The organism is Streptomyces sp. NPDC005925 (assembly GCF_040638805.1).
Taxonomy (GTDB): domain Bacteria; phylum Actinomycetota; class Actinomycetes; order Streptomycetales; family Streptomycetaceae; genus Streptomyces.
Genome location: NZ_JBEXVL010000033.1, coordinates 1 through 25,137, shown reverse-complemented (window position 1 = coordinate 25,137; position 25,137 = coordinate 1). Strand labels below are relative to the sequence as shown.

At 70.0% G+C, this 25,137-nt stretch carries 18 protein-coding genes and 5 pseudogenes; 8 read left to right on the top strand and 15 right to left on the bottom strand.

The features are described 5' to 3' along the window. Positions 1 to 215 precede the first annotated feature (215 nt). The 10 genes and pseudogenes from ABZ354_RS25840 to ABZ354_RS25795 form a co-directional block, all read right to left on the bottom strand. A pseudogene (locus ABZ354_RS25840) lies at positions 216 to 739 on the bottom strand (DUF4396 domain-containing protein). A 455-nt stretch (positions 740 to 1,194) separates the two neighbouring features. Next, positions 1,195 to 3,885 (bottom strand): glycosyl hydrolase-related protein, encoded by a 2,691-nt coding sequence (locus ABZ354_RS25835; protein ID WP_358660610.1) that lies wholly within the window; start codon positions 3,883 to 3,885, stop codon positions 1,195 to 1,197. A gap of 167 nt (positions 3,886 to 4,052) precedes the next feature. After that, positions 4,053 to 4,841: pseudogene (locus ABZ354_RS25830) on the bottom strand (putative N-acetylmannosamine-6-phosphate 2-epimerase); the annotation flags it as partial. After that, positions 4,838 to 6,619 (bottom strand): FAD-dependent oxidoreductase, encoded by a 1,782-nt coding sequence (locus ABZ354_RS25825; protein ID WP_358660608.1) that lies wholly within the window; start codon positions 6,617 to 6,619, stop codon positions 4,838 to 4,840. The pseudogene ABZ354_RS25830 and the gene ABZ354_RS25825, both read right to left, overlap by 4 nt. After that, positions 6,616 to 8,211, bottom strand: coding sequence for a DUF4127 family protein (locus ABZ354_RS25820; protein ID WP_358660606.1), 1,596 nt, complete (start codon positions 8,209 to 8,211; stop codon positions 6,616 to 6,618). The genes ABZ354_RS25825 and ABZ354_RS25820 overlap by 4 nt, the downstream gene beginning before the upstream one ends. Positions 8,212 to 8,215: 4 nt before the next feature. Beyond that, positions 8,216 to 9,220 carry an ROK family protein gene (locus ABZ354_RS25815; RefSeq protein WP_358660604.1) on the bottom strand — a complete coding sequence of 335 codons (1,005 nt, stop codon included), beginning with the start codon at positions 9,218 to 9,220 and terminating at the stop codon, positions 8,216 to 8,218. Further along, positions 9,217 to 9,948, bottom strand: coding sequence for a GntR family transcriptional regulator (locus tag ABZ354_RS25810; RefSeq protein WP_358660602.1), 732 nt, complete (start codon positions 9,946 to 9,948; stop codon positions 9,217 to 9,219). Before ABZ354_RS25810 ends, ABZ354_RS25815 begins: the two co-directional genes overlap by 4 nt. Further along, positions 9,945 to 10,865: a carbohydrate ABC transporter permease gene (locus ABZ354_RS25805; protein WP_358660600.1), complete on the bottom strand. Its 921-nt coding sequence runs from the start codon at positions 10,863 to 10,865 to the stop codon at positions 9,945 to 9,947. The genes ABZ354_RS25810 and ABZ354_RS25805 overlap by 4 nt, the downstream gene beginning before the upstream one ends. Continuing rightward, positions 10,862 to 11,740 carry a sugar ABC transporter permease gene (locus ABZ354_RS25800; protein WP_358660599.1) on the bottom strand — a complete coding sequence of 293 codons (879 nt, stop codon included), beginning with the start codon at positions 11,738 to 11,740 and terminating at the stop codon, positions 10,862 to 10,864. The genes ABZ354_RS25805 and ABZ354_RS25800 overlap by 4 nt, the downstream gene beginning before the upstream one ends. Before the next feature lie 70 nt (positions 11,741 to 11,810). Next, positions 11,811 to 13,121 (bottom strand): sugar ABC transporter substrate-binding protein, encoded by a 1,311-nt coding sequence (locus ABZ354_RS25795; protein WP_358660597.1) that lies wholly within the window; start codon positions 13,119 to 13,121, stop codon positions 11,811 to 11,813. A 226-nt stretch (positions 13,122 to 13,347) separates the two neighbouring features. On the opposite strand from ABZ354_RS25795, the gene ABZ354_RS25790 reads away from it, so the two are divergent. Together ABZ354_RS25790 and ABZ354_RS25785 are read left to right on the top strand one after the other, a co-directional pair. Continuing rightward, entirely contained in the window at positions 13,348 to 15,447 is a 2,100-nt protein-coding gene (locus tag ABZ354_RS25790) for a family 10 glycosylhydrolase (protein ID WP_358660595.1), read from the top strand. 505 nt (positions 15,448 to 15,952) lie between these two features. Then, positions 15,953 to 16,671 (top strand): annotated as a pseudogene (locus ABZ354_RS25785) (IS6 family transposase). A gap of 326 nt (positions 16,672 to 16,997) precedes the next feature. Here the strand turns inward: ABZ354_RS25785 and ABZ354_RS25780 are convergent. The 3 genes from ABZ354_RS25780 to ABZ354_RS25770 form a co-directional block, all read right to left on the bottom strand. After that, positions 16,998 to 17,450, bottom strand: coding sequence for a hypothetical protein (locus ABZ354_RS25780; protein WP_358660593.1), 453 nt, complete (start codon positions 17,448 to 17,450; stop codon positions 16,998 to 17,000). 39 nt (positions 17,451 to 17,489) lie between these two features. Next, positions 17,490 to 18,362: a hypothetical protein gene (locus tag ABZ354_RS25775; RefSeq protein ID WP_358660591.1), complete on the bottom strand. Its 873-nt coding sequence runs from the start codon at positions 18,360 to 18,362 to the stop codon at positions 17,490 to 17,492. Positions 18,363 to 18,631: 269 nt separating this feature from the next. After that, entirely contained in the window at positions 18,632 to 18,829 is a 198-nt protein-coding gene (locus ABZ354_RS25770) for an SH3 domain-containing protein (RefSeq protein WP_358660589.1), read from the bottom strand. 457 nt (positions 18,830 to 19,286) lie between these two features. Here ABZ354_RS25770 and ABZ354_RS25765 point away from each other — a divergent pair, with 457 nt between their 5' ends. The 6 genes and pseudogenes from ABZ354_RS25765 (at position 19,287) to ABZ354_RS25740 (ending at position 23,141) form a co-directional block, all read left to right on the top strand. After that, positions 19,287 to 20,951 carry a LysR substrate-binding domain-containing protein gene (locus ABZ354_RS25765; protein WP_358660588.1) on the top strand — a complete coding sequence of 555 codons (1,665 nt, stop codon included), beginning with the start codon at positions 19,287 to 19,289 and terminating at the stop codon, positions 20,949 to 20,951. A 4-nt stretch (positions 20,952 to 20,955) separates the two neighbouring features. Next, positions 20,956 to 21,243, top strand: a complete 288-nt coding sequence (locus ABZ354_RS25760) for a hypothetical protein (RefSeq protein WP_358660586.1) — start codon at positions 20,956 to 20,958, stop codon at positions 21,241 to 21,243. Positions 21,244 to 21,365: 122 nt separating this feature from the next. Beyond that, entirely contained in the window at positions 21,366 to 21,707 is a 342-nt protein-coding gene (locus ABZ354_RS25755) for a DUF6207 family protein (RefSeq protein ID WP_358660584.1), read from the top strand. Between the two features lie 94 nt (positions 21,708 to 21,801). Further along, on the top strand, positions 21,802 to 22,053 hold the full coding sequence (locus ABZ354_RS25750) for a hypothetical protein (protein ID WP_358660582.1): 252 nt from the start codon (positions 21,802 to 21,804) through the stop codon (positions 22,051 to 22,053). Positions 22,054 to 22,440: 387 nt separating this feature from the next. Next, positions 22,441 to 22,554 (top strand): annotated as a pseudogene (locus ABZ354_RS25745) (IS6 family transposase); the annotation flags it as partial. 191 nt (positions 22,555 to 22,745) lie between these two features. Then, the gene (locus ABZ354_RS25740) at positions 22,746 to 23,141 is read left to right on the top strand and encodes a hypothetical protein (protein WP_358660580.1); all 396 of its coding nucleotides are present in this window, start codon (positions 22,746 to 22,748) and stop codon (positions 23,139 to 23,141) included. 605 nt (positions 23,142 to 23,746) lie between these two features. Here the strand turns inward: ABZ354_RS25740 and ABZ354_RS25735 are convergent. Together ABZ354_RS25735 and ABZ354_RS25730 are read right to left on the bottom strand one after the other, a co-directional pair. Further along, positions 23,747 to 24,085, bottom strand: a pseudogene (locus ABZ354_RS25735) (transposase family protein); the annotation flags it as partial. A 528-nt stretch (positions 24,086 to 24,613) separates the two neighbouring features. Then, on the bottom strand, positions 24,614 to 24,799 hold the full coding sequence (locus tag ABZ354_RS25730) for a hypothetical protein (RefSeq protein WP_358660578.1): 186 nt from the start codon (positions 24,797 to 24,799) through the stop codon (positions 24,614 to 24,616). Between the last annotated feature and the right edge of the window lie 338 nt (positions 24,800 to 25,137).

Below are 25,137 nucleotides of genomic sequence, written 5' to 3'. Positions count from 1 at the left end.
GGTCGGCGGGCGAGCCGGCCCATGAACCCCGCCACCCTGCGCGACGCGCTTCGCGCGAACTCGGGATCCCGGTCGAGAAGAAGAGCCGGACCTCCGCCATCCGCCACCGGTCACACCATCAACGACGTTTACCGATCCCAACCCCCCATCTGGCACGGACGTGAGGCTGCGGTCACACCGCGATGGTGCGACCGGGCAGGTGCGGCCCGCCGGGGTCAGTGGTAGGCGTGGACGACGGCGTGGCCCTTGCCGCGGCCGATCATCCACTTGTTCACCGGGGTCGTCAGCAGGAAGGCGATCACGAAGCCGCCCAGCAGGGACGTCCAGAACAGGGCTTCGCCCAGGTGGGCGTCCATCGCGCCGGCAACCAGGGCGATGATCCCGTTGTCGACGAGTTCCATCACGATGATGGAGACGGTGTCGGCGGCCAGCGCCACCTTGATCGCGGTGTTGAAGCCCAGGCCCGCCTTGCGGATCGCGAACAGGGTCAGCGAGTACCCGAACACACGAAGGCCAGCACGATCGCCAGGGCCGTGGTCTCCACGTTGCCCCACACCAGGGCCGTGCCGATCGCCATGCCGAGGATCTCACCGATCGCGCACCCGGTCAGGCAGTGCAGCGTCGCCTTCGCCGCGGCCCCCCACGTCACCCCGTCCATGGGGTGCCCGCCGTGACCCGCGTGTGCCTGGTGTTCGGCGTGGTCGTGCGCGGTGCCGGCAGGGTGTGCGCTGGGATCCATGACCGTCATCTCCCTGTCCGTCCAGCGTGGAACGTCCTGCTGTGGCCCACACCAGAACCATGTACCCCCTGGGGTATTCCGTGGAGGGTCGAACGCGGCGAAGCCGTGCACGCGTCGGCGTGCACGGCCCCTGGTGCCGGCGGGTCAGTTCCTGCCGAGCAGTACAACTCAGACAACCGTCATTCGAGCGGTTGTGCCAGTACCGGCGTGACCGCAGGACCGGCGTCTCCAGCCACCGGTCCCGCACCAGTTCCTGCCACCCCCTTGTCAGGTGCGGCGCCGGCCGGATGGCGCCGCCGGGCGTGACCGGCCAGGTACTCGGCTCCTGACTGACCCGGCTCGGATGCGTTGCGGCTTCGGCCGTCGTACCGCCGGCGGTTGCGTATCGCTTCCGCGCCTCGAACCTGCCAACTGCTACGGTCGGCGCAGAAGTGCGGTGGCCACACAGTCGCGGGTCAGCACATGTCGGCGGTTCGGCACACCCGCAGCGTTGTCAGCTCATAGGGCGCCATGGTCCAGTCGACGTGACCGGTCGCCGGAAGATCCCGCCGCTCTCCTGTCGGGGACTCGTCCAGGCGGCAGGCCTGGATTGAGCAGCCCGCGGGCAGCCGCAGCGAGGCAGGCCGTTCCTGGGCAGTGGGATTGGACACCCGGAGGATCAGCCCGTCGCCGTCCTCGGCAACCTTCAGGGCGGTGAGCAGCGCTCCTTCGGCCTGGAAACCGCCGGACCCGCTTGCGGGGACGGTCCCGGGGCGCGCTTGCCACGCGCGCAGCGGGACCCGCTCGACGGCAGCGAAGGCGGCCAGATCCAAGTCGTCGGCCACGGCGCCGCCGAAGGCCGCTGCCAGCGTGAAGCGCAGCTTGCCCGGGCACTGGGCCTGGGGGGTCGCCAGCATCGGGCCGGCTCCGGTGGTGCGGCTGGTCAGGTCGAAGCGGGAGAGCCAGCCGACCGCTCGCATGAGCGTGATCACCAGCTCGTCCGTGCCTGTCTCCGGTGTACACAGGCCACGCATCTCGGGCAGGCCCGGAGCAGCCACCGCCAGCCGGTGAAGGCCGGCACCGACAGCGCCGACACTCTGGACAGGGGCCGAGCCGCAGACGGCCTCGTGCCCGGGCAAGTCCGGCAGCGGGCCGAGGTCGGGGGACACGGGCCGTTCGAGCAGACTGAAGTGTCCGTCGCCGGTCCAGTACCCAGTGGCGGCCGCGCTGGGGAAGTGCATGCGCAGCCGGTGGTCCTGCGCCATGTTGTCGAAGGACACCGCCCAGCGCAGCGCGCCGGTCGGGTCGCCGTGCCAGGACGTCACCTCGATGCGTACCGGCACGTCCACCGTGTGTTCCGAGCGCGCCGACCGGTCCTCGGTGAGCGAGGCGGGAAGCTTCAGCCGCGCGTCCATCACCAGCGAGCTGCGCGCCGGCGAGGTGACGCGGCGAACCGACCGCAGCACCGGGGAGACCAGGGCGTCCTCGGTGGGCGGGTCGTAGGTGTAGGTGTCCCCGCGGTCACCACCGTCCACCAGACGTCCGACGCCCGGCAGTTCGGTGCCGTCGGGCAGCCGTACGGTCACGGAGGCGTCGGCGGCGGCCGTCACGGACAGTCCCTGACCGGTCGTCAGGTTCGCCCGGCCGTCTTCCGGACGCGGCACGGCCTGCGCGGACGGAGCCTCGCCGAGGCGGACCCGGAACACCACGCGGCCGAGCGGGGGGACGTCGTGGGCGAGGAGGGCGAGCCGGTGGCGAAGGGACGGGCGGGAGTCGGGCAGCAGGTCGAGGTCCGCCTCGAAGCCGGAGTCGTCCCCCAGAACCTCGGTCTCGAACGGCACGGACCGTCCATGCGCGTCGAGCACCTCCACGGGAAACCGGCACGGGGCGGTGAGCAGTTCGGCGACCACGGGGCCCGTGTGCGGGGAGCCGTGCGCATTCAGCACGGCCAGGTGCGTGTCGGTCTCGGGGCGGTCGCCGTAAAGCCTGACGTCGAGGCCAGACGCGCCGAGTGCACGGGCCAGGGCGTGCTCGCCGGTCTCCCCGACCCGGTCGAAGCGGACCTCGTTCTCGCGGTGGACCTCGTCCACGCTGCACCCGCAGATCGAGTCGTGCGGCGCGTTGCGCAGCAGCAGCTCCCAGGCGTGTCGCAGTTCGGCGGCCGCCGTGGCGTCTGCGGGCGCGTGCAGGGCGAGCAGGGGCTCCACCCACCGTTCGATGAGCGTCTGCGCGCGGGCGTTGGCGTGCTTCAGGTACGTACGGGCGGACAGCGTCCCGGGCAGGAGGAATGTCAGCCGGCCACCGGGGTGGCGCAGCTCACCCTGCACGACCGGCAGGGCTTCGGGTGAGTGCGCCGCAGCCCGGCGCGCGGCGGCGAAGAACTCCTTGAGCGTGCTCTCGCGCAGTTCGGTCCCGGCCGCCGCGGCCGGCCCGGTGGCGGCGGCGATCCGGGCCCGGGCATCGGCGGGGTACAGGTGGTCGCCGCCGTTCATCAGCAGCCACGGCCCGTCCGGCAGCCGCTCGCGCTCCCCGTCGAGGAAACCGGTGAGGCGCGTGCTGTCGTCGGTGCCGTCCTCCGGGACCGGCCAGAGCACCTCGGCCGCGTGGTACGCCTGGTTGACGGCGAATACTTCCGCCCCGTCGGGGGAGCGCCAGCGGAACCGCGCGTGGGCGGGTGGCGCTCCCCGCCACACGAGTGCGGTGTCCATGCCGAAGCCCGCGAGCACCCGTGGCAGGTCGGCGGGGTGCCCGAACGCGTCGGGGGAGTAGCCGATGCCCGACAGGGTCCCCGTGCCGGCCCAGCGGCGGGCGGTGAGCAGGTTGCGGATCAGGCTCTCGCCGGAGACCAGCTGGTTGTCGGCCAGGACGTGCCACGGGCCGACGGTCAGCCGGCCGGCCGCGGCGTGGGCGCGGAGCCGGTCGGCGAGGTCCGGGCGCAGCGCCGCGATGTCGGCGAGCACGATCGTCTGACCGTCCAGGTGGAAGGACGCCAGCCGGTCGGAGTCGATGTCGTCGCAGATACGCTCGGCCATTTCGACGAGGCGGGCGCGGAACGCCTCGAAGGGCCGGTACCACTCGCGGTCCCAGTGCACGTGGGTGACGACATGACAGGTCGGTGTGGCACCGGCCGGAGCGGACGCCGCGGAGGACGGGGCGGCAGAGGTCATGATGCGGTCCTTGTCTGAGGGGCGCCGGCCGGGGGGCCTGGCGGGCGCACGGGCCCCTGGTCGCCACCGGCGACGGGCCGCCGGGCGGGGCGGGGATGGGAAGAAGGAGGGACGCTGCCCAGCGGATCCCACCGCCCGGGCGCCGCGGCCTCGTGCCCCATTTCGCCCAGCGCGGCGGCGAACCGGGCGGTGATGTCGGACGGGCGGGTGATCGCGCCGCCCACCACCACGGCGTGCGCGCCCCGGGCCAGTGCGGCGGCAGCCTCCGCGGGTGTGCCGACACGGCCCTCGGCGATCACGGGTACCCCCACTGTGCCCGCCAGTCGTTCGACGAGTTCCAGGTCGGGGCCGTCCTGGACGCTGCTGGCGGGGGTGTACCCGGACAGGGTGGAGGCGACCAGGTCGGCGCCGGCCGCGACGGCGGCGAGGCCCTCCTCGTGGGTGGAGACATCGGCGAGGACTACGATGCCGGCGGCGTGCAGTTCCCGTACGGTGGTGGCAAGATCGAGGCCGTCGCCGCGCGGCCTGCCAGTGGCGTCGATCGCCACCACGTCCGCCCCTGCGGCGGCGACGGCGAGAGCGTGCCGCACGGTGGGCGTGATGTAGACGCCCTCGTGGCCGTCCTTCCACAGTCCGACCACGGGCACGTCGACGGCGGCGCGTACGGCGGCGACGTCCACCGGTCCGTTGATCCGGACTGCCCGCGCGCCGCCGAGTACGGCGGCACGGGCCATGGCCGCCATGAACTCCGGGCCGTGCAAAGGCTCTTTGGGTAGTGCCTGGCAGGACACCACGAGGCCGCCCGCCGTGGCCCGGACGAACCGCTGCAGGGTCTCCGTACGGTCACCCGCCGGCTGTTCCGATGAGCTGTGCTTCACCTGTTGCCTCTCGTGTGCGCCGGAGTGTGGCCCGGCGGCGTCGTGCGCTCTGTGGCGCGTCCGTGCTGCGGCATTCATGCGGGTGTCTCCAGAGCGCGATCCACGGCGGCCCCGACGGTGGTGACCTGTGCCGCCCAGGACAGCCCGTCGCCGTCCGGCTCGACCTGGGGCGGACGAGCCCGGCCGAGCAGGCGGGCGGCAGCCGCGAGCAGCGCATCTCGCTCCCGTTCCGTGACGCTGACGGCCGGGTCGGCTGTCAGCCGTTCGGCGCGCGGGCCGGCGAGTCCGCCCGCTGCCGCCAGCAGATGCGCCCCGACGGCGAGTGGGGCGCCGCCGGGCGGGACGTCCAGCAGCCAGGCCAGTGGGACACCGTCAAGCACCAGGCGGCGCTGAAGGCGTGTCAGCTCCGGCCGGTCGGCGAGCACCCGGGCGGGAGAGAAGGAACCGGCCACGCAGTGCGCGGCCAGCACGCCCGCCGCCTCCCCGACCGCCCACTCCCCGTGGTGCACCCGGTAGGCGGACGCGGCCACTTGGGTGGCGCCGAGGTTCTTGCAGGCCGCGAGCAGGTTGGCCGGGGCTTCGGCGACCAGTGCCGACAGCGGCACCTGGAACGGCGCGGTGGGCGCGTAGGCGCTCGCGGGCGCCCCGATCCGGGCATGCAGGTCCATGTGATACATGGCCAGTCCTCCCGCGTCGGCGACGGGGACGGCGCGGGTGCTGCCCCCGACGGGCTCCAAGTCCTGTTGGCGTACCGGACGCGCGGTGCGCAGCCGACGCGACTCGCGCAGATACGGCTCGGCGGCGAAGCCGTCCGGCGTGCCTGTGAGGTGCGGGGCGAGCCGCAGCCCCGGGTAGCCCCGGCCGCCGTCGTCGCGAGGGCACTCGGTGCGCAGCCAGTGCAGGAAGGCCCGGGACAGGTGCTTGGCCGCCGCGTACGCGCGGGAGGGGTCGTCGATCGCGGACGTCTCGGCGTAGTCGTTGCCGGCCCAGTTGATCAGCGTGGCGTCCGGGCCGCCCAGAGCGGCGCCGTCCCGCAGCCTGCGGTATGTCCAGAAGGGCAGGTGGCCGTCGGGCCCTTCGGTGAACATGCGGTACCGGTGGGTGCGGTCGTCCCAGCCGGAGATGTCGAGAGTGAACGGCTGGGTGTCGCGCCACCGCCCGTAGCCCTCCGGTTCGGGGCCCGTGTGGTTCTCCTGCGGGACGTGCTCGACGACAAATCCGACCGTGCAGGACTGGACGGCTCGCGGGTGCGGCCCGCCCGGCAGAGCGAGGGATTCCCCGAAGGCGTCACTGCCCTCCGAGCCGACGGCCCAGGGTGCTCCCGCCAGGGGCAGCAGGTCACCGGCCTCGGTGGCGTCCAGGAAGATCTCGGCTCGGACCTCCGTCACCGGCTTCCCGTCCGCTCCCGGCCGCGGCTCTGGGGAAGCGCAGCGTACGGCGGTGAGCAGGTCGCCGTCCCGCACGGCGTCGCGGGGCGCGAGCCCGCGCAGTAGCGTCAGCCGTCCGGCCGACAGGTGCGGTGCGAGGAGGGTGCCGATGGCGCGGTCGGCGGCGGCGGGTTCGAAGCACAAACGGCTCACCCAGCCTCCGCCGGGGTTCGCGATGCCGCCGAACTGTTCGCGGATCAGCGCACGGAACCTCTGGTAGGACGCGGACACGCCACCGGTCTCGACGTGCGGGTGCTCGTCCAGCGCGGGGACCAGCTGTGTCGTGACCTGGCCGCCCAGGCGCTCGGAGGGGGAGACCAGCACGACCTGGCGGCCCGCCCGTGCGGCGGCGAGGGCGGCGGCCACGGCTCCCAGCCCGCCGCCGATCACGGCGACGTCGGATTCGACGGTCCGGTTCGGTGAGGTCACGACAGTTCCCACGCGCCGGGCCCGGCGGAGCGGAGCCGCTGGGTCCCGGCGTCTCCGGTCAGGGCGAAATCGGCCTCGAACGTGCGGTTCCAGGGCAGGCGCACGGAGCCGCGGACGATCGCAAGTGAGTCGAAACCGGGCAACTGCGCCCGGCAGTCGTCGAGTTCGGCCGCGATGGTCTCCAGGACCGGATGCCCGTCGGGCACGGTGTCGTGACGGGTGGGGTCGCTGCCCAGCAGACGCCGTGCCGTGCCGCGGGCGCGCGTCATGTAGCCCCAGTCCTCCAGAAAACGGTGCAGCAGGAGGCGTTGATGCGCCTCCCGGTCGAAGCGGCCCGCCCGCCGGGCGGCCACCGCGGTCACGGCGTGCGCGGCCACCGAACCCAGGGTGTTCCCGGCCGTGTTCCACCCGGCGTAGCCGTGGAGGCGGTGCGTCAGGTTCCGTTCGGTGAGGGCTCGCACAAGGACGGGGTCGGCGCCGTTCGGCTGGGCGCAGTCGGCCACGGCGACCGCGGTAGCCGTGTCCAGCAACGACGCTGCCCGCTCGGCGAGCGCCTGGGCCCGTGCCACCGCATCCGCCGCGGGGGCGGCCGGCGGTGCCACGGCCCAGTCGTCGGCGCCGTACGGTGTGTGGACGAGCAGGCGCAGGTCGGCGGGTTCCCCGGCGGGAACCGGCAGCGCCCCGCACGCCTCTACCTGCCGCCGGGCGGTGACGCCGACCGGGACGTTCTCGTACGGCGCGACCGCTTCGAGTCCCGCCGGGTCCACGGCCTCGACGGCCACCCGCACCGGGGTGGAGTCCGGCCCGAGCAGCCGGCCGGCGGCGCGGGCTACGAGGGTGCTGCCCGCCTCGTCCGCGCCCGGGCGTACGGCCACCGAGCCACGCAGGCCGAGCCACTCCACCCAGCCGTCCAGCCAGCGCAGTTCCGCGGTGGCCAGGCCGTACGGGGCGGTGTCGTCCGCGCCGATGACGAGGGAGCGGAGCACGCCGCCGGCGACCAGGTCCAGCGCCGCGAGGTTGAGGGTGTGGTTGCGCAGTCGCCGGGTGAGGAAGTCGGCCAGGACCTCCGGGGGCAGCGGGGGATTCGCCGGGACGGCGGTGCCCTGCTCGGACGCGCGGTGCAGGTCGGCTGAGAGCCGGTGGAGGGCAGGGCCGTGCGGGTCCCAGTAGCCGGGTTCCTCCATGGCGTCCGCGGAGTCGGGGGTCCGGGTGATCAGGGTGACGGCGTGCACCGGCACCCCCGCCTCGGCCAGGGTGGTCATCGAGGCCCAGCGCCGGACGACCACGCCGGTGGTGGCGGGGACGGTGCGAGAGGCGATGAGGCCGCCGTACCCGAGCGTCTCCAGGCAGACCACGGCGGCGTCGGCGTTCGCCGTCTCGGTGGTGAGCCAGCGGGCGATGCCCTCCGGATCTCCCGGCCTGCGGATACGGGGGAGGAGCGCCGCGGGCGGTGTCTCCACCCGGATGCCGGCGACCGCGGCGATCATCCGCGGCAGGACGGCGCAGGCGGGCCGTTCGTCCAGCGGCACGAGCGCGATCCGGCCGCCCTGAGGGCTGTCGGTGCCACGCGCGGGTGGCGGTGAGGCTGTCATGGGTTCACCGAACCGTTCCGAGAGGGGTGCTCGGCCCGGCAGGCGCCGGCCGGCTGCCCCTCGTGGCCGGGTCCGGCGTACGTCCCGGCAACCGGCGGGCGGCGTCCGCCGCGCCGACGAGAACCGCGTCCGCGCCCAGGGCCGCCGGCGTGACACGGACGTCGGCCAGCGCGGGCAGGGCGGCCCCGGCGAGTGTGGTGGACAGCGCGGTCCCGTACCAGGGACCGGAATCCAGTACGCCGCCGGAGACCACGACCACGTCGGGGTCGAGAGTGCTGACGACGCCGCCGAGAGCGATGCCCAGCGCCCTGCCGCCGGTGGTCAGGACCTCACGGGCCACCGCGTCGCCGGCTGCGGCGAGCGCCGCGATGTCCCGGAGGTCCCGGACCCGGTCCTCGGGCCGGATCCGCTGGAAGCGGCGGGTCATGGCCGGTCCGGAGGCGACCGCCTCCACGTGGCCGGTCGCGCCGCAGGGGCAGCGCAGAGCCTCGGCGCCGGGGACGGACACGTGGCCGAGGTGTCCGGCGGCGCCGGTCGCGCCGCGGAGCACGCCGCCGCCGGCCCAGACCGCACCGCCGATGCCGGTTCCCGCCATGACGCCCACCGCGATGCGCGCGCCGGCGGCGGCGCCCGACAAGGCCTCACCGGCGAGGAAGGCCTGGACGTCGCCGAGGACGGTGGTCGGCAGGCCCAGGGCCTGCTCCAGCCGGTCGGCCAGCGGCATCCCCGCCCAGCCGGGCAGCGCGTCGGTGGCCGCGGTGACGGTGCGTCCGTCCCGGCCGACGACGCCGGCCGTGCCGACACCCACTGCCGCGACCGGTGCCGCGGCGTCGGCCAGGGCCGCGACCGCGAGGCGTACGGCGTCGGCGAGAACGGCCTCCGCGCCCCGCGCAGCGGGGGTGGGCGCGGTCCGGCGGGTCCTGATCCGGTGGCCGTTGTCCACGACGGCGGCCGTGGTGGTGGTGCCTCCGATGTCGATGCCGACGACGGGTTGCGTGGTGCCGTTCATGGGCGCCGCTCCCTCGTCACCGTCAGACGGAAGTCGTAGCGGTCCGCCCGGTAGAGGCTGACCGCGCGCTCCACGGCCCGTCCTCGCGGGTCGCGGGTGACCCGCTCGACCTGGAGGGCGGGGAAGTGCGGGGGCACCCCGAGGAGTTCGGCCTGCCGGGTTTCCAGCACGGTGGCCTTGATGGTCTGGTTGGCGGTCTCGGGCATGGCGCCGACCTGCTCCAGCCAGGCGTAGAGGGACTGCGGGTGGCCCTCCTCGAGCAGGCCGGGGACCAGGCTCCGGGGGAGCCAGACGTTCTCCAGGCACATCGGCTCGCCGTCGGCCGTCCGCAGCCGTTCCATGTGGATCAGCGCGGTGCCCGGTTCGACGAAGAGGTCGCGGGCGCACGTCAGGTCGGCCCCGGTCTGCTCCATCACGAGCAGCCGGCTGTCGGGCACCATGCGGCGGGCGCGGATGTCCTCGGAGAAGGATGTGAGGTGCAGGGACTTGCTGATGGTGGCTGCCTCGGCGACGAAGGTCCCGGCACCCTGGACGCGGTAGACGCGCCCCTCCTGGGCGAGCCGTTCGACGGCCCTGCGCACGGTCATCCGGCTGACGTTGAAGCGCTGCATCAGCTCCCGCTCGCTCGGCAGGACCTGGTGGGGGTCCATGCCTTCGTCGATCATCCGGGACAGCGCGCGCCGCAGCGACTCGTGCTTGGCCGTGCTGGTGCTCGTGGTCTCGCTCATCCCTTGACAGCTCCTTCGCCGACGCCACGGAAGAAGTACCGCTGCAGGCAGAAGAACAGCGCGAGCAGCGGGATCACCGCCATCATCGTCCCCGCGGCGATCACCCGCTGGTCGTTGGTGAAGGTCCCGGACAGGTACTGGATGCCCACGGTCAGGGTGTAGTTGCCGGGGTCGGACAGCACGATCAGCGGCCACAGGAAGTCGTCCCAGGCGAAGACGAAACTGAAGATGGCGACGACGCTCAGGGTTCCGCGGACCGAGGGGAGGGCGATGTGCCAGAACCGCTGCCATTCGCCGGCCCCGTCCAGGACGGCGGCCTCCTCGATCTCGGCCGGCAGCCCGCGGAACGCGTTGCGGAGGAGGAGGACGGACAGACCGGTCACCGCCAGGGGGACCATCACACCGAGGAGTGTGTCTCCCAGCCCGAGGGAGCGCACGATCAGGAACTCGGAGACCATGATCGATTCGAAGGGGATGATGATGGTGGCGAGGAAGACACCGAAGACGATCCGGCGGCCCGGGAACCGCATGCGGGCCAGCGCGTAGCCGGCCATCGAGCCGAAAAGACAGTTGGTGACAGCGCAACCGAGAGCCACGACGAGGGAGTTGGTCGCGTACCGCAGGACCGGAACGGTCTCCATGACGCCGCCGTAGTGCTGCAGCGTCGGGTTCTCCGGCAGAAGCTGCGGCGGGTAGCCGAAGACATTCTCGCCCGCGCCCTTCAGGGAGGTCGACAGCTGCCACAGGAACGGCCCGACCGTCAGTACCAGGACGGCGGTCAGCAGCGCGTACCGGACGGCGAGCCCCGTGGCGGAGCGCAGCCGCCTGCGCCGCCGGGCCGCGGTGCGCGGTGGCGGTACGGGGGCGTCCTGGGCGGGGGAGGTGCCGGTGGTCTCGTGGGCTGCGGTGGCGGTCATGCCCGGTCCTCCCGGGTGTTCAGGCGGGTGACGAAGACGGACAGGCCGAGGGTGGCGACGAAAAGCACGATGCTCATCGCCGAGGCGTAGCCCGCCTCTCCGCTCAGGCCCAGGCCGACTTCCCGGATGGTGAAGACGAGGGTGCGGGCCTCCCCGCCGGGGCCCCCGCTGCCGGCGCTGAGGGTGTAGACCTCGGCGAACACCTTGCCGGCGGCGATCGCGGCCAGGGTGCCGACGAGGACCATGGTGGGGCGGATGACGGGCACGGTGACGTACAGGAAGCGCCGGACGGGCCCGGCGCCGTCGAGGTCGGCGGCCTCCAGCAGCGACTGGGGGACGTTGGCCAGCGCGGCGAGGTAGATCACCATGTAGTAGCCCAGACCCTTCCAGACGGTCATGACCATCGCGCTGAACAGCAACAGACGGGAGTCTGTGAGGAAGGGCAGCGGCTCCGCGACGATCCGCAGACCGCGCAGAACCGAGTTGACGAGGCCGTCGCTGGACAGCAGCCAGGACCAGATCAGTCCGACGACGACCATCGAGGCGACGACGGGTGAGTAGAACACCGCCCGGAAGAAGCCGATACCGGCCACCTTCCGCTGGACGAGGACAGCGAGAAGGAGTGGAAGGACGACGAGGAGCGGGACGACCACCACGATGTAGAGGGCGGTGTTGCGCAGGGACAGCCAGAAAGCCGAGTCGTCCAGCAGCCGGGTGTAGTTCTCCAGTCCCGTGAAGACGCCTCCGCCGAGCGTCGACGCGTCGGTGAACGACAGCACGAGGGTGTTGGCGAACGGAAGAATGAAGAACGTCACGGCGAGTACCAGCGCCGGGGCGAGGAACAGCCACGGGGCGTACCAGCGGCGGCCGGTCATGGAATCTCCAGATGGTTCGGGCAGGTGGGACGGGCGGTCTGCGCCGGGCGGGGCGGCGCGGACCCCGTGCCTACTTGGCGGTGATCCTGTTGGCGGCCTCCACCGCCTGGTCCAGGGCTGCCTTGGGCGTCAGGTCCCCCTTGAGGGCCAGTTCCACCTTGCCGACGACCGCCTTGGTGACACGCTGGTCGTACTGGACGGGGACCAGGTTCCGGGCGTGGGCGATCTGCTCGGCTGAGACCCTCCGCGCCTGTGCCTCTACGGAGTCGTCGCCCTTGCCCGTGAAGTACGGGTCGTTCAGCGAGTCCTTGGTACTGGGCAGAATGGTCACGATCTTGCTGAAGGCCAACTGGTTCTCCGCGTCGGTGATGAACTTGGTGAACTCCAGAGCGGTGGCCTGGTTCTCGCTGCTCTTCGGGACGAGCAGGCCCATGACGGACATGTTGGTCACGCCGGCGCCGCCGGTGATCTGGGGGCCGACGCCGGTCTGCTCGGCGATCTCGGGCGCGTTCTCCTCGACGATCGTCAGGAAGTTCGGGCCGGACGGGAAGAGACCGATGCGGCCGGCCTGGTAGGCCTCGGTTTCCTTGGAGTGGTCCTGGGTCAGCGAGTCCTTCGGGAAGACACCGCCGCTGTAGGCGTCGACCAGCCTCTTCAGATGTGCCTCGGCCTCGGGGGTGTTGAAGGTCCAGGTCTTGCCGTCGTCGGCGACGATCGGCACGCCCTGCTTGGCGAGGTCGGTGATGAACCGGTTCTCCAGGGCGGGGTGAAGGCCGAAGAACTTCCCGTTGCCCGCCTCGCTGAGCTTCTTCCCGGCCGTGACGAGTTCGCCGAACGACGTCGGCGGCTTCTCCGGGTCCAGGCCGGCCTTCTCGAACAGGCCCTTGTTGTACATCGTGACCTCGCTGGTCAGGTACCACGGCATGCCGTAGGCGCCCTGCTCGCCGGGGACGGTGAAGGAGCTCCACGCGCCCTCGACGTAGTCCCCCCGCACGTCGGAGGCGGCCTTGTCCAGGTCCACGAACACGCCTTTGGCGACGAGTGCCTGGGCGAACTGCGGGTTGAGGTTGACGACGTCCGGGAGCGCCCGGGCCGCGGCGTCGGCGGTGATCTTCTCCTGGGCGCCCTGGAAGGGGATGTCTACCCACTTGACGTTCGTGCCGGGGTGCTTCTTCTCGAAGTCCTTGATCACGCCGTTGATGTAGTCGGTGAAGGTCGGCTTCAGCTGCAGCGTCTGGAAGGTGATGGTGCCTTTCACCTCTCCCGAGCCGGCGTTGCCGGCCGAGGTCTCCTCCGTCGGGCCGCCGCCGAGACCGCAGGCGCTGACGAGTGTGCCGAATGCGATGAGAGAAGCGAGGCGGATGCCTCTGCTGGAGGGCATGGCGCTCCTAAGGAGGGCGTGGATCCGGGAGTTGGGATGCGGAAGGACCGACAGCCGACATGCGATCAAGTGGTCCGTACCAGTGAGGTGTCCCAAGTCTCGGGTTCCGACCCAAGCTTGTCAACACTGCAGCGGAAACTCACGTTGCCTCGGTAGTAGGCGTTGACTTATACGGACCTCTTGCTGATAGTTCTCGCCATCCCCACCCGACCACGGAGGTCCTGTCATGCCCCTCAGACGTCCTGTGCCCGCGACCTTCATCGCCTCCGCCGCGCTGCTCGGCTCCGTGCTGGCGATGGCTCCGCCGCTGGCGGTGCTGCCCGCGAACGCGGCGGACTCCACCGCCACCGCATCGGCGACCACGGCCCCGTCCTCGGTCAGCCACCCCCTCGACGCCGTCGACCCGACCGCCGAGACCAATCCCGGCGGCACGGACCCCGCGTCGGGCAACTGCTTCCCGGGCTGCCGGGGTGTCGACCAGCTCATCGCCTACACCCCCGCCTACGGATCGCCCACCACGGGGACGAACCAGTACGGAACCGACGTCGTCGTGGAGAACGGCCGCATCACCTCCATCGGCGGCAGCGACCGCGCCATCCCCGCGAACGGATTCGTGCTCTCGGGGCACGGCGCGGCCGGCCAGTGGCTCAGCGAGCACTCGTCCCTCGGCGCGAAGGCAGAAACAACAGCCGATGCCGTCACCATCACGGTCGACGCGGAAGCCCGCGTCCGGCGTGCCGAACTCGCCCGGGACGACGCCCGGCTCCGCCTGGCGGCGTCCCGGAAGGGCTGTGTGGAGTTCCCGGAGCAGCAGGTCGACGAGGGCATCGCCACCGCCGACCGCCTCATCGCCGACGCCCGGGCCGCCCTCGCAGCCGGGGACGAGTCGCGCGCCACCGGCCTGGCGGGCCAGGCCTCCCAAACGGCCGCGGCCGCGGCCGACCGGACCCGCGAGTCCCGCCCCGTCGAGGGCCGCGGCCTGTGGGTGCGCCCGACCGAGACCACCCCCGAGGCCATCCGCGCGACACTGGACAGCATCGACCGCGCCGGCTTCAACATGGTCTTCCTCGAAACCGTCTGGCAGGGCTACACGATCTTCCCGTCGGACGCCGCCCGCGCTGCCGGCATCGACCCGCAGCGCCCCGAGATGAAGGGCTTCGACCCGCTCCAGGTGTGGGTCGACGAGGCGCACGAGCGCGGCATCGAACTGCACGCCTGGGTGCACACCTTTTTCGTCGGGGTCGACTCCGCAGGCGGCCCCGGCCCCGTCCTCACCGCGCACCCCGAGTGGGCCGCGGTCGAGCGCGAGGACGTTGGCTCGAACGGTCCGCGCCCCTCCCGGCAGGAGCCCGGGTACTACTTCGTCGACCCCGCCATGCCGCAGCCGCGAGCGTACATCCGGTCGGTCTTCGAGGAGGTGCTCGACGACTACGCCGTCGACGGCCTGCACCTGGACTACATCCGCTACCCGGTCTCCCAGCCGTACGACGCGAGCTTCTCCTACAGCGACTACAGCCGGCAGGCGTTCGAGAAGGAGTACGGCGTCGACCCGTACGCCCTGACACCCGACGACCCGCAGTGGGAGCAGTGGGACGCCTGGCGGGAGCGGAACATCACCACGTTCGTCGCCAGTGTCCGCGACATGCAGGAGCGGGTGAAGCCGAAGACGGCGCTGTCCGCCGCGGTGTTCGCCGACCCGGTCGACGGCCTCAAGAAGAAATTCCAGAACTGGGGCGCCTGGGTGGACGCCGGCTACATGGACTTCCTGACCGGCATGTCCTTCGGCTCCTCCCCGGAGTCGGTCGCCAAGGACACCAAGGTCATGCGGGAGCGCGTCGGCGACGTCCCCCTCTACACCGCGACCTACGGTCCCTTCAACGGCTCCCCGGCCCCGCTCATGAGCGACCAGCTACAGGCCGTGAAGGACGCGGACTCCGACGGCACGGCACTGTTCGCCTACAACCAGCTCAACCAGGAGCAGCGCACGGCCCTGGAGAACGGCGTCTACCGCAGCCCGGCAGTTGCCCCGCACGCCGATCCGGTCAAGGCCGCCCGGCTTGCCATCGCCTCGGCACGGGAGCAGATCGCCGGCGCGGCCGGCAGTTGCGCGCCGCGCGGCGGGGCAGCCGAGGCCGGCGGCCGGCTGAAGGTCGCCGGAAAGCTGTTGGCGAGCGGCGAGAACCAGATCGGGCCGGCGGTCCGTCAACTCGAGGACGTCCTGAACGAGGTCGAGAACTGGGAATCGGACGAGCAGGCCGCCTTCTCCGCGACCACCGCGAGGGACATCCGCATGATCACCCGCTGGCTCCGCCGCCACGCCGGCTGACGCATCGCGTTCTCGTCCGCCCGCACCTTCCTGCACGAGGAGAGCTCCAGACCTGTTCCGGCCGCCTGCGAGTGGTTGACGCACGTCACACGCCCTCGCGGGCCATCCGGTCCGGCGGGACGGGCCCGTGCACCCGGGGAGGGGATGCGGGTCCGAGCGGTGCCGCCGACCGGGCGGGCCCGGGTCACTGTCGGCCGCACCCCGGACGATGTGGATCGTTTCTGGCAGGCATTTCTCCGTCGCTTCGATCTGGAGCACACCTTCCGCTTCGCAGCCGGCTCCAGGACCGCGGTAAAGATGACCTGGTCTGTGCCTATAGTGCGCGGCGGCAGGTAGGCCCATACCAATTCCGACGACAGTCGCATTTGTGCGCTGCGCTGCAGGCGGGAGTAGGTGTCGCTGTATTGACTCTTGCCCACCACGGCAAAGCTCACCAGAGGGCGCTGTCACGTTGGCTGACCGGGTGGGATGATCTTCGGGTTGATCACGCTGGGAAGGATCGTCCGTGGACAGTGCGTCGCCGTCGTACAAGGGGCATCGCTACCCGGTCGAGGTCATCTCCCACTGCGTGTGGCTGTACTTCCGCTTTCCGCTGTCGTTCCGCGAGGTGGAGGAGCTGATGCTCCAGCGCGGCGTCATCGTCTCGTACGAGACCGTGCGCCGCTGGTGCGCCAAGTTTGGTCAGGCATATGCGAACGGGCTGCGCAGCCGCCGGCCCCGGCCCGGGGACAACTGGCATCTGGACGAGGTGTTCATCAAAGTCAACGGCGAGCTGAAATATCTGTGGCGGGCCGTCGACGCCGGCGGCACCGTCCTGGACATCCTCGTGCAGAACCGGCGGGACAAGGCCGCCGCCCGGCGGTTTTTCCGCCGCTTGATGAGGAGACGCGTGCGGTTCCGCGGGTGGTGGTCACCGACAAGCTGGGCTCCTACCGCGCCGCCCACCGCGAGGTCATGCCCTCCGTCGAGCACCGTGCCCATAAAGGATTGAACAACCGGGCCGAGAACAGCCACCAGCCCACCCGGCAGCGCGAACGCGCAATGAAGGGCTTCCGCTCCGTCGGCGGAGCCCAGCGGTTCCTGGCCGCGTTCAGCGGCATCTCACCTCACTTCCGGCCCCACCGCCACCTGATGACCGCACCCGACCACCGCGCCGAGATGACCGTCCGCTTCGCGATCTGGGAGCAGATCACCGGCACCGCCGGCCTACCCGCCACGGCCTGAGCACGGAGCCGGAACCCGGCCCCAGCACGCCCCGACACCCCACCAAGCACCCACACCCTCGACAACGTGACAACGCCTGGCCCGTCGCTGCCGTAGTGTCCCCAATCTCGGGGTGCCGGCCCACCTGGCCCGCTCCGGTATCCGGGAGCGCGCGACCGCTGCGTGATCCCCACACCGAAGACGAGGGGTAGACGGACAGTCGACGGCCCGGCGCCGGATGTCGTCCGGCGTCGGGCCACTGCCAGCGGGCGGGTGAACCGGAGAGTTCCGATGGATCCCGGCGGCATCCGGCCCTATCCCTCGCAGGGGCAGGATGCCAGACCCCATCAACAGTTGTTGGACCCTCGATGGCTGGCGATGTTGTCGTTCATCGACTGTCCCTGGCCCTCCTGGCCGTCCCACAGGAAATAGATGCCGGTGAGGTTGTCGAGGTACCTCCCGTTGGGCAGGCAGTTGTGGGCACCGGTGTGCCAGGGGTGGTAGAACAGGTCGATGTCCTCGCCCACGCCGGGGTAACGGCGGTTTTCCAGGGAGCTCGCCTTGTTACGCATGTCGAAGGTGTTGCAGGCCGACCAGTCCCCGGCGTCGTACTGCCAGGCACACTGGTGGCCACCTTTATAGGCCGCCTCCCAGGCGTAGAAGAGGCCGTTCGCGGCGGCCGCCGACTTGGCGGGCCCGGTTGCCGAGGCCGGCGGGGCGGCCTGGGCCGCGGTCGGAGTCGCTAACGCGGCTATGGCGGTAATTCCGAGCGCGGCCAGGGCAGTGCTGATCTTCTTCACGGTCTTCTCTTTCTTTTGGGCTTTTTTGGGTGTGCGTGTTCACTGCGAACGGACGATGGCACGGGCATGTGGCAGAGCTTCGTCCTCCAGCCGGATCCTGGCCCATACCGCGTCCGCGTACCTTTCGTTCAGTCGCTCACCGTAACGTTGCTCCAGGTGACGGACTGATTGGGACAACCCAGTGGCAGCCGCGCAGCGCGCCTCTGCAACAGCCGTAGGATTTTCCTCCTGCCGAGGGATGCCGCTGTCCGGATCAGCGAAGGCAACGCGGGCCTTCTCTGGGCTCGCATAGGAGAAGCCACGCTTGCGCATGCAGGTGGCCCAGTCCTTTACCGAACCCTTGAATTCAACATCCCCTAGGACCATTTGGTTCCGAATCCCGGCCAGGGCATCCGTCACAGTGGTCACGCGGAACCATGTCGCCAGGTCTCCGTAGAGCTCTTTCTGAGACTGTGCCACGCAGCCGCCATCCGTACGGCTGATACTCATGCCGTTCGGCGCCCTTACCGTGATTCGCTTCGTGGATTCGGCGCCGTGATAGGCGTCCAGCGCGCGTTTCTGTCGGGACGGCGTCAAGCCTGCGAAGTACAGCCGGTTGGGGTCGGACAGACGGAGCCTTTTGCGCCGCGCCGCGAGGTCGCTCCCGTAACCATGTTCGGAGGCCCATTGCACATCGTCGACGGCATATGGGAATTCACGGTCGTCGGCCAGCGGACGCCTGGGAACGACCCAGGTCTTGAAGCCATGTGCTGCCATGCAGGACTGTGTCAACAGTTCCTCGGCGTCGTGCAGCACATCCTTCTGGCGCTCGCTGAGCGGCTTGGGCCGTTCCCCGTGCGTATGTGGCTGCGACCGGGCCCCCGTCAGGCCCACCACACCGGCCACCACCAGCGCGACCGCGCCGGTGGCCATAGCGCCAGTACGTCGCTTCACATGTCCTCCCAAAGTTGATGGGCTGCCTCCCTCGCCCCGGCGACCCCCCTGCAGACGGCTGCGTGTGCGTAGCGCCCGAGGTGCGACGCGGGAGAGCACTGACGCACCCGTCAGACGTTCAAGATCATCCCGTGGCGGGTTTCTGGCGTATCTGGGTCGTGCCCCGACTGGGCCGACGGCACGATGAAGGACGCCAGGCTGTGGTGTCCTAACCGCAGCGCCCCCGACGCAGCGTCAGCCCGTCTCGATCAGGGCCAGACCAGGTAGTCACCGGCGACCCAGCCGGTGAGCTTGGTGCTGTCGTTGTAGCCGTAGCCGCACCCCCAGTAGTAGCCGCCGGCCGAAGTTCCCGAGGAACTGCTGAAGGTGAACGAGGCACCGCCGGGAAGCTGGCCGATGGACGAGTAGCTCACCGAAGGTCCGGTGCGCACCTTCAGCCAGTCCACGCTCGACTGGACATGCGTCCAGCTGTTGAAGGAGCCCGGGCAGCTGACCGCTGCGTTGCTGGCGGCGCCTGTCGAGGCAGGGTGGGCAGAGGAAGCAGCTACCGACGTGCTGGCAGTGACCCCAACCACGGCGCTGGCGGTCAGGGTGGCAGTGCCAGCGACGGCAGCTGCAGCCCTTCCCCATAGCATCGTGAAACGCACTCAAATCCCCCTTTGGATTGGTCCTGCTAGGGCCGTAAGCTCCCATAGAGGGCCATCCCGATTCCCCCTATGCTTTGGATGTATCAGCTAGATACATCACAAGTCGGCGATTTTCTCTTTTAAAGAGAACTTCGCTGACAACAAGCATTGCGTGGTGCATACCCAAAGGGAATGTCTTTCGCCAAAGCTGAGAATTTCGGGGATATGGCCGGTTACGACCTGCTGGGATGTCTGGGGTTCGGGGACATTCGGGGACATGACGAGATGGAAGCGATTACCCGAGGGGCTGCCTCCGGAGGTTGTTGATCTCATCGGGCAGCTCCGTGCTGTCAAAGACGTCAGCGAGCTGACTCTGGCCGCGCTGGCGTCCAGGACGGCTTACAGCAGGTCTACATGGGAGCGGTACCTCAACGGCAAGAGAATCCCGCCTCGGGAGGCCGTGCGTTCACTTGCTGCCTTGGCTGGCCCGGAAGAGGTCAAGTCCCTGCTTCTGGCGTGGGAGAAGGCCATGAGTGCCCAAGTGCGCATGAACTCCACACTGGACGGCGCCCTCCCCACCTCTGAAGGACAACTCCTGGTGGCAGAGGACCACCCTGCCGTGGAGGCGGGTGTCCGACTGCAGCCGGCGACCACGCCGCTGAGCAGACCCCTGAGAGTGGGGTGCATCGGCGGAGAGGCCGCCATGCCCTACACCCAGCAGGTCCTCACCGAGTACCAGTGTCGATACCCCGAAAGCGCTGTGGAAGTGCACAGTGTGGACTTTGCCGAGCAGGTTGACGCCCTGACCAGCGTAAGAGTGGACGCGGCGTTCCTGCGCCTTCCGTTGCCCTCCCACATCCACACCCTGCCCCTGGCGAGGGAGCCACGTGTGGTCTGCATGCCTGCTGACGATCCGCTCCTTGCTCGACAACCTCTCACCCTGAAAGACCTGGCCGGTCGCGTGTTCATCGACGTAGCCGGAGACGGCATGCGTGCCTGGTGGGACTACTGGCAGGTCGACCCCCGCCCTGATGGCAGCCGCGTTTCCTACGGCCCCGTCGTCACTGACATCGAGCCCCTCCTCCTGGCCGTTTCACAAGGCAGAGGAATAGCCTTCCTGCCAGCCGCAGCTCGCGACCTGTACCCCCGCCCGGGGGTCGCTTACGGCGATCTCACCGGCGTCCCGGTGACCACCGCCGCGCTCGCCTGGCTCCCGCACCACCAGCACCCCGACGTGGCCGCACTACGGGAGGCAGCCCAGATTGTCGCCGATCGCCACGTCAGAACGGTACGCGGACATATCCGCATCGGCTCTCTCGGCGCAGAGGGAGCCATGCCGTACGCGCAGGCCATCCTGGGGCAGCTACGTGGTCAACATCCCGAACTCGACATCGAAGTAAGAAACCTCAGCTTCGGCCACATGTTCAGCGCGCTCACCTCAGGGGAAGTCGATGCGGCCTTCCTCCGCGGACCGCTGCCCGCCGGGATCCAGTCGCTTCACCTGGCGACGGAAACCAGAGTGGTCTGCCTATCAGCCGATCACCCGCTCGCAGACCGAGAAGTGCTCACTCTTGCCGAACTCGCAAACTGCACTGTCGTCGACATGCCCCCAGAGGTACCCCGCTTCTGGTGGGACCACCTAACGATGAACCCCCGGCCAGACGGCAGCCGAGTCCGCTACGGCCCCGTGGTCAGAGACACAGAAGCCATGGTCCTCGCTGTGACACAGGCACAGGCGATCACCTTCCTGCCCTCCGCAGCCCGCCTCCTGTATCCACGCCCTGGCCTCGTATACATCAACGCGCCCGAGCTGGGCGTCTCCACAGCCGTGCTCGCATGGCTGCCGAGAAATTATGACCAGCCAGCAATCTCAGCCTTGCGCGCGGCAGCACACCACATCGTTCCACAGGAGGACCTCGGCAATCAGACCACTTACGACTGATGGCTTGGGGGTATACCAGGAGACCTACGCTGGACCGGATCTGGAGAGGCCCTTTCCGCCGCTGCTGTTCGTCTTCGTCCCCGCCCTGCGCCGTGCGGTCTCGGACACGAGAGAGGCCACTTTCCACGACCGTGTCCGCCGCCTGCCGAACGTGGGCTACTGGATGACCGTGGCGACAACGACCCTGCACCGGCTCACCTGCGGCGGGGCCGATGGGCCGGTGTGGCGGATCGCCGGCAACGGCCGCGGCGAGGACTGGCGGACGCTGGTCGCGCTGCCCAAGGCACGGTAAGCACAGCGGCCCGGTCTCCACCACGGTGCTTACTTCCCCTCTTCGAGCCCTCTGCACCGCCTGTCCGTCTTCTTCGGGTGAAGCTGCGGGGCCGGGTGAACCGGGTTGGTGCGCGGGACGTCATGCCGGGCATGAAGGCGATCAGGGACGAACACCTCGCGGAGCCGGGAGTTGTGGTGGTCGACGTCGCGGCCGCGGATGACGCTACCGCTTTCGCTTTCCAGGCGGAGCTTGTGCGGCGCTGGGCGACCGCGACCGCGACGGATGACCGGACGACCAGGACACCCGGCGAGCCGGGCGTCCGGCTGCGCTGCTACCTGGACCTGCGCCAAGAGGAGCGCCCGGCGGGCCAGCCCGACAACAGAAGTGTCATGACCTGCGCAGAGTGCATACGGTTCGGTCCAGGACGGTATGAGGACCGGCACTCACTGCCGGGCGCCCGGCTGTCGCGGCGCCGATCGTAAACGGGACAGACAGATGCAACTGGGTGTAGCTGGGCCGGGTGTTGAGGAGAGGGCCGCGGCGGTTGCGGACGCGGTGTGCGAGCTGCTCGACACGGTGACATCGGGGACCTGGAGCACGGGCGCCGCCGAGGACGCGGCCGACGCCATCGACCTGCTCGCCCAAGCCCTCGCCGCCATCGACCCCGACACCGCACGAGCCCTCGCTGCCGTGCCGACTGCCACCGCCGCACTGCGCCGCCGCCTGGCCCCAGCCCCCGCCGAGGACGTCGCCGGGGTGCCTGCGGCCCGCTCCGGCCGCGCCCGCCGGCGGGGGCTCGGGCCGGGCTGGAGGGGTGTAGGGGACTGACTGATCAACGCCTTACGGCCAGCGAGTTGGCCGACATGTCCCCAGGAGGAGCCTGAGGACGCCCCTGATCACTCGTCGTCACCCGACCTCTGGCTCCCCTGCGCGGTCTTCGTCTTATAATTGGGCCTGCCTCAACCGCGGATCGCCGATCCACTACCACCCGGCAGCAACCGGGCAGTCGGGGGCCGTCGTAACTGCAGAACCCGAAGATCGTTTAATATCGTTGATCTCCCCCGGTATGCCGCTCAAGACGACGACCCTTCCCGCCGAGACCACTCCGCCACCGGGCGAGGCACTTGTGCGAGGACATCATTGGCAGGGGTGCTGTCACGTTGGCTGAGCGGGTGGGATGATCTTCGTGTTGATCATGCTGGAGTGGGATCGCCGGTGTCGTGTGTGCTGCTGTCGTACAGGGGTCACCGGTATCCGGTGGAGGTGATCTCGCACTGCGTGTGGCTGTACTTTCGCTTCCCGCTGTCGTTTCGCGAGGTGGAGGAGCTGGCCTTCACCGCCATCGCCTGCAGCCTCATCTGCTACCGCAGACTCACCAAATGAGACGACGTCTAAGCAATGGCATTGCTCTTCACCAGCCGGGGGGGGCTTCGTCGTGTCACAGCACCGTCACCGAGCCTTCACTGCCAGCCTCACATGGCGGATGATTGCCCCTAAACAGGTCGAACCCTGGGGGGACCATGCGCACCCGCACCACGACCGCCGCCGCCTTAGCCGCCCTCACTCTTACGCTCACCGCGTGCGACAGCGACACCGAGGGCAAGAGCAGCGAAGTGCCGCCATACAAGATCGTCCAACAAGACACCAGCGGCGACAGCCGAGACCTCGTTGTGGAAGTCGAAAGCATCGACGGCGGCACGAACTCCGCCTTCGACGACCTGCATGCCGTCTTCAACAACGTCGCGGACCGACTCACCGATGAAGCCGACTACCGCGTGTCCATCAACTGCTCGACCGGCGGAGCGGCCAAGGCCGACAACAGGCTGGCGAACGGCACAGTGAGAGTCGACAGCACAGGCACTCTCAAAGAGGCGAATTTCGGCATTGCCCAGAGCCAGACCTGCCCCAAGGCCTGACCGACGAACAACCGGAGAGTCGACCGTAGCCAGCGCGATGCGTTCCCCGGGGAACGCATCGCGCTGGTCTGCTCGTCCGCGCGGTCTGGCCCGTACAGCACCGTCCGGTCCGGACGCCCACCCCACCCGCGACCGAGCCGCCGCCGTGTCACGACACGGACACACCGTCCCCCCCAGTCCCCACACAACACCGATGATGACCACGCCAGCACCAACCATCCCTGGGGGGACCGTGAGCCAGACACCGCCACCTGCCATTCCGCCACCCGCACCGACAGAGCCGGAAACGCTCACGTACCTGGGTGTCGAGGACATCGACCCGGAGGCCGTGTACGAGATCACGTACGAGATCCGGCATTGTCGTAGTCCAGGCCACGAGCGACGACGAAAACCCGCGACCGGGCCGTGACCGCCTCCAGCAAGAAACTCGGCCGTCTCGATGAGCGGCCCGCAGTCGTCACCCCTGACTTCACGGTCACCTTCGTACTCGACGACGCAGTGCTGATCGACGTGGGCCGTGGTGCGCAGCCCCCGCGGCAGATCACCGGAACGATCAACGCCTACGAAAATCTGACCGGCAGTGCTTCGGGTCGGCCGGCTGCACTGGGGACCAGCGTGCCGTCCACGATGAGCACGGTGTTCTTGCGGAACCGTCGCCGGGGCTGGAGGGCCAGAGCCGGTGCGAGGTGGTCGATGATCCGGTCGGCCGCGGACTTCGAGATGCCGAACAACGGGGCGAGCTGGCGCAGGGTGAGGTGGGTGCGCCAGTATGCGGCCACCAGCAGCACCCGGTCCTCCAACGGAAGCGACCACGGCCGGCCCTTGCGGACCGGATCGGCCCCTTCGCGCCGCAACGCGGTGACCAGCTTGTCGAACTGCCGCGGGCTCAGCCCGGTGAACGGACCTATCCACGAGGGCTCCGACGCCGTGATCACACCAGCCACAGCAAGATCATCTCACCTCTGACCAGCAGATACGGGACAACCTCTAGCAGGTCTTGGGGGCCAAGACGAGGCACCCCCCTGCCCGGAGTCGGGCATCCGGCCCACCGGCCACAACCCGAGAGGCACTCGGAGAGTGTGCGCACACCAGCACGTCGCCATGGAGGCCCCTCAGGCGTCACTGGTGACGCCTGCGGGACCTTGGGGTGCCTGTGCAGGTCACAGCACACGACTGTGCGACATCCCATGAGTTCCCCTGAGCCCTGCTGAGTCCTTGTGTCCATGCGGCGCTCGACGGGACGTCGTAAGGCGCGGGGAACTGCCTGACCGACATCGGCGTCGACACGTCCGCGCCGGTCAGGTCGGAGACCACCCCGGAGGAACGCGCGGCCGCGGGCTCCGCCACGGCGCCGGCCTGAGGCTGGTCGACGTCGTCCGGCTCCTCGTCGCTCCGGGTCGGCCTTTCTCGGTCGCGCCGCCGCCCTCTGCCGCTACAAGCGGCTCGTCCGCCTCACCGCGAAGGACACGGTCTCAGTCGCAGACTCGCCAGTCGGAGGGCCCCTTCGGGGGCTCGTCGGCCTTGATGCCGAGTCGCAGGGTCTCCGTGTGGCGGCCGTCGGCGCGCACGACCTGGGCCCGCAGGATGCCTGCGCTGGGTGCGTCGAGCTCCGCCCCGTAGATCGTGCGAGTCGCGTCACCGGCCTTGATGACGCGCACCCGTCTCACCACGAGGGCTTGTCACCACAGGACAGGGACCGGACGGTCTCCCTGTCGGCCATGAGGATGAGGCCGTAGACACTCCGGGCACTGGACGAAGTCCCTCCGTCGAGCCGGTCTAGCTTCGGCGTGGCGCTGATGCCCTGGATGGGCTTGATCGAACATGAGGACGTCGAGCCGCCCCCCCGCGTGACGCGAAACGGTGCAGTGGCGCTTGTCGGGCGTCGTCCAGAGGAACACGGTGCCTCTGCCGCTGCGGACCGTCGGCGCGGGCCCGGTGGCGGCGGTGGTCAGTGCCGTCCCCGCGCAGTTGCGTGCCCGGCGCCGTGACCTGCTGG

Excerpts from the sequence above, each read along its gene's own strand:
- ABZ354_RS25835 (WP_358660610.1), bottom strand. The coding sequence starts at position 3,885 with ATGACCTCTGCCGCCCCGTCCTCCGCGGCGTCCGCTCCGGCCGGTGCC.
- ABZ354_RS25820 (WP_358660606.1), bottom strand. The coding sequence starts at position 8,211 with ATGACAGCCTCACCGCCACCCGCGCGTGGCACCGACAGCCCTCAGGGC.
- ABZ354_RS25815 (WP_358660604.1), bottom strand. The coding sequence starts at position 9,220 with ATGAACGGCACCACGCAACCCGTCGTCGGCATCGACATCGGAGGCACC.
- ABZ354_RS25810 (WP_358660602.1), bottom strand. The coding sequence starts at position 9,948 with ATGAGCGAGACCACGAGCACCAGCACGGCCAAGCACGAGTCGCTGCGG.
- ABZ354_RS25805 (WP_358660600.1), bottom strand. The coding sequence starts at position 10,865 with ATGACCGCCACCGCAGCCCACGAGACCACCGGCACCTCCCCCGCCCAG.
- ABZ354_RS25800 (WP_358660599.1), bottom strand. The coding sequence starts at position 11,740 with ATGACCGGCCGCCGCTGGTACGCCCCGTGGCTGTTCCTCGCCCCGGCG.
- ABZ354_RS25795 (WP_358660597.1), bottom strand. The coding sequence starts at position 13,121 with ATGCCCTCCAGCAGAGGCATCCGCCTCGCTTCTCTCATCGCATTCGGC.
- ABZ354_RS25790 (WP_358660595.1), top strand. The coding sequence starts at position 13,348 with ATGCCCCTCAGACGTCCTGTGCCCGCGACCTTCATCGCCTCCGCCGCG.
- ABZ354_RS25775 (WP_358660591.1), bottom strand. The coding sequence starts at position 18,362 with ATGGCCACCGGCGCGGTCGCGCTGGTGGTGGCCGGTGTGGTGGGCCTG.
- ABZ354_RS25765 (WP_358660588.1), top strand. The coding sequence starts at position 19,287 with ATGACGAGATGGAAGCGATTACCCGAGGGGCTGCCTCCGGAGGTTGTT.
- ABZ354_RS25755 (WP_358660584.1), top strand. The coding sequence starts at position 21,366 with ATGCCGGGCATGAAGGCGATCAGGGACGAACACCTCGCGGAGCCGGGA.
- ABZ354_RS25740 (WP_358660580.1), top strand. The coding sequence starts at position 22,746 with ATGCGCACCCGCACCACGACCGCCGCCGCCTTAGCCGCCCTCACTCTT.